Source organism: Actinoallomurus acaciae, assembly GCF_042429965.1.
Lineage (GTDB): Bacteria > Actinomycetota > Actinomycetes > Streptosporangiales > Streptosporangiaceae > Actinoallomurus > Actinoallomurus acaciae.
Genome location: NZ_JBHLZP010000227.1, coordinates 18,781 through 23,770 on the forward strand (window position 1 = coordinate 18,781; position 4,990 = coordinate 23,770).

Sequence of the window (4,990 nt, forward strand, 5' to 3'; positions counted from 1 at the left end):
TGGAGGCCTCGTGAGCGGGCGAGGCGACCGCACGTGGCCTCGCGAAGGAGGGCCCATGAGCGGGGGCGTCACGCTGATCGTGATCGCCAAGGAGCCGGTGCCGGGGCGGGTGAAGACCCGCCTCATCCCGCCGTACACGGCCCGGCAGGCAGCGCTCATCGCCGAGGCCGCGCTCGCCGACACGCTCGACACCGTCGCCGCGGCCCCCGCGACGCGTCGCGTGGTCGCGCTGGCGGGACGGCCCGGCGCGTGGCTGCCGCGCGGGGTCGAGGTCATCGCCCAGCGCGGCGCGGGGCTCGACGAACGGCTCGCGAACGCCTTCGCGGACGTCGGCGGTCCCGCCGTACTGATCGGCATGGACACCCCGCAGGTGACACCCGGGATGCTCGCCGACGCGAGCAGGCGTCTCAACGACTGCGACGCGGTGTACGGGCCCGCCGCCGACGGCGGGTTCTGGCTGCTCGGCCTGCGCGAACCCGCACCGCACCGGCTGCGCGGCGTCCCGATGTCCCGTCCCGACACCGGCGTCCGCCAGCTCGAACGCCTCGAGGGGCTCCGCGTCGCGACGCTCGGCACACTGCGGGACGTCGACACCGCCGGTGACGCGGTGCGGGTGGCCGCGCAGGCTCCCGGCACACGCTTCGCCGCCGCCGTACGCGCCGCCGAACACGCCGTCCACGCGGGAGCGCGATGATCGGCCACCTGTACGAGGGCTCGCTCGCCGGCCTGGGCGAGGCCGTGATCGAACACGAGGACGGGCGTACGGAGCGGCTCCCCATCGACCAGTGGCGCGGCGGGCGGCCCGGCGACGACGCCCTGCTCGACCGGTGCCAGGGACCGACGCTGGACATCGGGTCGGGTCCCGGACGCCTCACCGTCGCGCTCGCCGAACGCGGGCTCCCCGCCCTGGGCATCGACGTCACCCCGTACGCCGTCGAGATGACCCGCGCCGCCGGCGGCATGGCGCTGCTCCGCGACGTCTTCGACCGGATCCCCGGCGCGGGGCGCTGGCAGACCGTCCTGCTCGCGGACGGGAACATCGGCATCGGCGGCGATCCGCCCGCACTCCTGCGGCGCGTCGCGGCGCTCCTCGACCGGACCGGCCGCGCCATCGTCGAACTCGGCGAGACGACCCGCACCGAATGGCTGCGGCTGCGCGACGGAGGGCGGGCCGGGGACTGGTTCCGCTGGGCCCATCTCGACGCGGAAGCGGTCGGCGCGTGCGCCGGCGAGGCCGGGCTGACCGTCACGACCATCTGGACGGAGGCGGCGCGATGCTTCGCCGAGTTGACCCCCGTCGCCTGATGCGCCGGATCGCCCCGGCACGTCGCATCCGCCGGGTCGGCGCCGGCTCCCGGCGGCTGATACGCCGGATCGACACGGACTCCGAACGCCTGACCCGCCGGATCGGGACCGTCTTCACCAGCCGGCTCCACGACGAACGGACCGCGGCCTGGCTCGGTGCGTGTCTCGGCGTCAGCTTCACCGTCGCGTTCGTCACCGGCCTGGTCAGCCACTTCATGCAGCATCCGCCGTCGTGGATGCTCTGGCCGTCGCGGCCGGTCGGGCTCTACCGGCTCACCCAGGGCACACATATCATCTGCGGAATCGCCACCATCCCGCTCCTGCTCGCCAAGCTGTGGACGGTGTACCCGAAGCTGTGGCAGTGGCCGCCGATCCGCTCGGCGGCGCACGCGGCCAGGCGCGGCGCCGTCTTCCTCCTCGTGGGCGGATCACTGTTTCAGCTGGTCACCGGCCTGATCAACGTCAACTACTGGTACCCGTTCCCGTTCTTCTTCACGGTGGCGCACTACTGGACCGCCTACGTCGTCTTCGGCGCTCTCCTCATCCACGCGGCCGACGAGTGGGCCAAGGTACGGGGCCTGCGCCGCCCTCCGCCGCCGCACGGGCCGTCGCGGCGGGGCTTCCTCGCCACGGTCGCCGGAGCCTGTGGCCTCGTCGCGTTGACGACCGTCGGCGAGACGTTCACGCCACTCGGCGACCTGGCGGTTCTCGCCCCCCGCCGCCCCGGCACCGGCCCGCAGCGCCTGCCCGTCAACAAGACCGCGCTCGCGGCCGGCGTCACCCGGAGCGCCGGCTGGCGGCTCGCGGTCACCGGCGCCGTACGGCGTGAGCTCTCACTCAGCCTGGACGACCTGCGCGCGATGCCCCGGCACGTCGTGCGGCTGCCGATCGCCTGCGTCGAGGGGTGGAGCGCCGAGGCCACCTGGGCCGGCGTACGGCTGAGGGACGTCCTGCGCGCGGCCGGTGTCGAGGACGACGCGCGGGTACGCGTCGAGTCGCTGGAGAAGCAGGGCCTGTACCGGACGTCGCAGGTCGACCCGCCGCACTGGCACGACCCGCTGACCCTCCTCGCCCTTGAGGTGAACGGCGAGCCGCTCTCCCTCGACCACGGCCACCCCTGCCGCCTGATCGCGCCGGACCGGCCGGGGGTCATGCAGACGAAGTGGGTCGCGAAGCTGGAGGTGAGCTGATGGTGCGCCGGACGCTCTACGCCGCCGGCGCCGTGCTCATCGGCGTCGGGCTCGTCGGGATCGGCCGCCACATCGGGGTCGTGGGCTGGGCGATCTGGTTCGCGGGTGTCGCGGTCGTGCACGACGCGGTGTTCGCGCCGCTGGTCTTCGGCGCGGCGTACGTGACGAGACGGGTGCCCGCGCCATGGCGCCGCGCGGCCGTCATCGCGGGCACGGTCACGCTCGTCGCCCTGCCCGCGGTGCTGGGGTTCGGCCGGCGCGGCGACAACCCGTCGGTGCTCCCGCAGGCGTACGGAAGGCATCTTGTCTCGATTGTCATTTTGATCGGTCTTGTAACCACTGCCGTAGCCGCGCTGAACGCGTACGCTCGGCCCATGGGCAAGGCGATACTTTCGATTGTCGGCGTACTGTTGGCGATCTGGCTGATCTTCATGGTGATCGGCATGATCATCTCGGCATTGAAGTTCCTCATCTGGATCGGCTTCCTCGCGGTCATCGGCGCGGTGGTGGTGACCCTCATCAGCAAGATGGCGAAAAGCAGTTAGCGAGCCTTGTCGCGTGATGTCGGGTCGCGCATGATTCGGCCATGAGTCTCACCGGCATGCTCCGCGAGCAAGCGGCGACGCACCCCGACCGGATCGCCTACATCTACCAGGGCGAACAGGTCACGTTCGGGGAGTTCGACCGGCGGGTGGACGCCGTCGCCGCGGCGCTGCGCGCTTCCGGTGTGGAGCCGGGCGACCGTGTCGCCGTGCTCGACAAGAACTCCCTGGAGTGCGTCGAGTTGCTGTTCGGCGCGGCGCGTGCCGGTGGGGTGCAGGTGCCGGTCAACTACCGGCTCGCGCCCGCCGAGGTCGCCTACATCGTCGACAACGCCAGGGCCAAGGTCCTCGTCGCCGGCGCCGAGTTCACGCCGGTGCTCGACGCCATCGCCGACGGTCTCCAGCACACCGAGCACGTGATCGTGACCGGGGAGAGCGAGCGCTACGAGAACTACGCGGCCTGGAGCAGCGCGCACGAGGCCGAGCGCCGGGACGACACCGGTGAGGTGTTCGTCCAGCTCTACTCCTCCGGCACGACCGGCCGGCCCAAGGGCGTCATGCTCACGCACGACAACTTCCTCGCCCTGCTGCCGGTCGTCGACCAGCTCTGGGATCTGCGGCCCGAGAGCGTCAACATGGTCGCGATGCCGCTGTACCACATCGCGGGCTGCGCCCTCGCGGTCGGCGTGGTCTACTCCGGCATCCCCGCGGTGATCGTGCGGGAGCCCGACCCGGTCGCGATCGCCAGGGCGATCGAGGCGCACCGGGTCACGCACGTCTTCCTCGTTCCGGCGCTGCTGCTGTTCATGCAGCACATCCCGCAGGTCCGCGAGGCGGACATGTCCAGCCTCCAGCTCCTGCTGTACGGCGCCTCGCCGATCAGCGACGAGGTGCTGCGCGGCGCGATGGCGCTGCTGCCGGGCACCGGGTTCATGCAGGTGTACGGGCTGACGGAGACGACCGGCTCGATCACATACCTGCCTCCGCAAGATCACGTGCCCGACGGCACCCGGCTCCGCAGCGCCGGCTTGCCGGGCCCCGGCGTCGAGCTGCGGATCCTCGACCCGGCCACCGGCGACGAACTGCCCACCGGCCAGGTCGGGGAGATCGTCTGCCGCACCGCGCAGAACATGCGCGGCTACTGGTCGCTCGACCAGGCCACCCGCGAGACCCTGCTGCCCGGCGGCTGGCTGCGCACCGGGGACGCCGGCTACCTCGACGAGGACGGCTACCTGTTCATCCACGACCGCGTCAAGGACATGATCATCTCGGGCGGGGAGAACATCTATCCGGCCGAGGTGGAGAACGTCCTGATGGGTCATCCGGCCGTGGCCGACTGCGCGGTGATCGGCGTGCCGCACGAGAAGTGGGGAGAGACCCCGAAGGCCATCGTCGTACGCGAAGGCGAGATCACCGAACGGGAGCTGATCGACTACTGTCGCGAGAGGCTGGCGCACTTCAAGTGCCCGACCTCGGTCGAGTGGGTCGAGACGATCCCGCGCAACCCGACGGGCAAGGTCCTCAAGCGGCAGCTTCGCGAGCCGTACTGGGCCGGTGAGTCCCGCGCGGTGCGCTGAGCCGCGCCCGAACGAACAGGTCAAAGGGAGAGCATGGTTCCGTTTCAGCCCGGATCTCCGTTGCCACCGGACCGGCTCCGCGCGATCCTCGGCAACGCGGTCATGCGCCAGGTCGCGCGCGGCTGGCGGATCGAGTCGCAGGTCGACAACCAGGCGATCATGGCCTCCGGCGGCGATGTCAACCATGCGGCGCACCTGGTGGTCAGCTTCCTGACCTGCGGCCTGTGGGTGCCGATCTGGGTGATCTTCGGCGTGGTCGGCAGCGAGAAGCGGGTGTCCATCACGGTCGACCCGAACGGCGTCGTCCTGTTCAACGGCCGCCCGGCGCCGATGGTCGCCCCGCCGCAGGCAGGGCCGCGGCGAGGCCGCCGCCACC

The 4,990-nt window shown here is 71.7% G+C and carries 5 protein-coding genes and 1 pseudogene; all 6 read left to right on the forward strand.

The window, feature by feature from the left end:
- Window positions 1-55: 55 nt before the first annotated feature.
- Complete coding sequence (locus ACFFNX_RS26825; RefSeq protein WP_378208003.1) at window positions 56-694, forward strand: TIGR04282 family arsenosugar biosynthesis glycosyltransferase; 639 nt, start codon at window positions 56-58, stop codon at window positions 692-694.
- The gene (locus tag ACFFNX_RS26830) at window positions 691-1,305 is read left to right on the forward strand and encodes a class I SAM-dependent methyltransferase (protein WP_378208006.1); all 615 of its coding nucleotides are present in this window, start codon (window positions 691-693) and stop codon (window positions 1,303-1,305) included. The genes ACFFNX_RS26825 and ACFFNX_RS26830 overlap by 4 nt, the downstream gene beginning before the upstream one ends.
- Window positions 1,275-2,495 (forward strand): molybdopterin-dependent oxidoreductase, encoded by a 1,221-nt coding sequence (locus ACFFNX_RS26835; RefSeq protein WP_378208009.1) that lies wholly within the window; start codon window positions 1,275-1,277, stop codon window positions 2,493-2,495. The genes ACFFNX_RS26830 and ACFFNX_RS26835 overlap by 31 nt, the downstream gene beginning before the upstream one ends.
- Window positions 2,495-3,040 (forward strand): hypothetical protein, encoded by a 546-nt coding sequence (locus tag ACFFNX_RS26840; RefSeq protein ID WP_378208012.1) that lies wholly within the window; start codon window positions 2,495-2,497, stop codon window positions 3,038-3,040. The genes ACFFNX_RS26835 and ACFFNX_RS26840 overlap by 1 nt, the downstream gene beginning before the upstream one ends.
- A gap of 38 nt (window positions 3,041-3,078) precedes the next feature.
- A pseudogene (locus tag ACFFNX_RS26845) lies at window positions 3,079-4,614 on the forward strand (long-chain-fatty-acid--CoA ligase); the annotation flags it as partial.
- A gap of 33 nt (window positions 4,615-4,647) precedes the next feature.
- Window positions 4,648-4,990: DUF8108 domain-containing protein (locus ACFFNX_RS26850; protein ID WP_512699861.1), on the forward strand; the 343-nt coding region annotated here is incomplete at its 3' end.